At 64.1% G+C, this 1,115-nt stretch carries 2 protein-coding genes; both read right to left on the bottom strand.

Annotated elements, in window-relative coordinates:
- On the bottom strand, positions 1–140 hold a 140-nt coding region (locus EOA86_RS35690; RefSeq protein ID WP_348633389.1), incomplete at its 3' end, for a putative cross-wall-targeting lipoprotein signal domain-containing proteiin.
- 78 nt (positions 141–218) lie between these two features.
- Positions 219–1,115, bottom strand: an 897-nt coding sequence (locus EOA86_RS35685) for a ribose ABC transporter permease (RefSeq protein WP_128345742.1), incomplete at its 5' end; no start/stop codon positions are given.

The following is a 1,115-nucleotide window of genomic DNA, read 5'->3' as shown; positions in this document are numbered from 1 at the left end:
CCCTTGATGGTGGCGACGAAGAACGGGTTGCCGAGCAGGCCGACCGAGATGCCGACCTTGTTCAGATCCTTGGCCGAAGCCGGTGCGATGACGACGGCCGCAAGCGCAACGCCGCAGAGCAGTTTAGCGATGGTCTTCATTGTTTTCCTCCTGATGCCCCGCGCCTCTCACGGTGCGTTACATGAAACCGGGTCGTTGACGCCGGCGACTAAGGTCAATCACGTTCTTGCTCCTGCCTGGAGCCTGTAGCGGTCGAGGGCGACCGCCACGATGATGACCAATCCCTTGATGATGTACTGCCAGATGTCCGAAACACCGGCCAAGATGAGCCCATTGGAGAGCACCGCGATGATCAGCCCGCCGATCAGCGTGCCCCAGATCGAACCGACGCCGCCGACAAAGCTAGTACCGCCGAGAATGACTGCGGCAATGGCGTCGAGTTCGTAGGACTGCCCAAGCTGCAGCCCGTTGGCCGCGTAGAGCCGGGCCGCCGACATGGCGCCGCCAAGGCCGGCCAGAAGGCCGGAAACGCCATAGACGAAGAGCAGCACCAGCGGCACCTTGATGCCGGTGAGGCGCGCGGCCTCGGCATTGCCGCCGACGGCATAGATCCAGGTGCCGAGCACGGTGCGCTTGAGCACCAGCCAGGACAGCACCACGACCGACAGAGCGATGATGACCAGCCAGGGGATGCCGAACAGCGAACCGTTGCCGATGAAGTCGAACGGCAGGTCCGAGTTGAACACCGTGGTGTCCTGGCCGAGCAGGCGGGCGACGCCGCGCACGGCTGTAAGCGAACCCAGCGTGACGATGAAGGGCGGCAGCTTGATGTAGGCGACGAGCAGTCCGTTGATGACGCCGAAGCCGAGGCCGACCAGAATGGCCGCCGGCACGCCGAGCATGCCCCACCCCGGCACCAGCGACACCATCACCGCCACCATCGCCGAGGCGGCAAGAATGGAGCCGACGGACAGGTCGATGCCGCCGGTTAGGATGACGAAGGTCATGCCGGCCGCGAGCACGATGTTGATCGACGACTGCTGCGTGACGATCAACAGGTTGGTCTCGGTGAGAAAGCGCGGGTTCATCAACTGGAAGCCGGCCGCCAGCAGGAT

It is taken from the genome of Mesorhizobium sp. M5C.F.Ca.IN.020.32.2.1 (genome assembly GCF_004023105.1).
GTDB classification, from domain to species: domain Bacteria; phylum Pseudomonadota; class Alphaproteobacteria; order Rhizobiales; family Rhizobiaceae; genus Mesorhizobium; species Mesorhizobium wenxiniae.
Note: the sequence above shows the minus strand (reverse complement) of the source record. Positions and strands in the feature narration are given on the sequence as shown.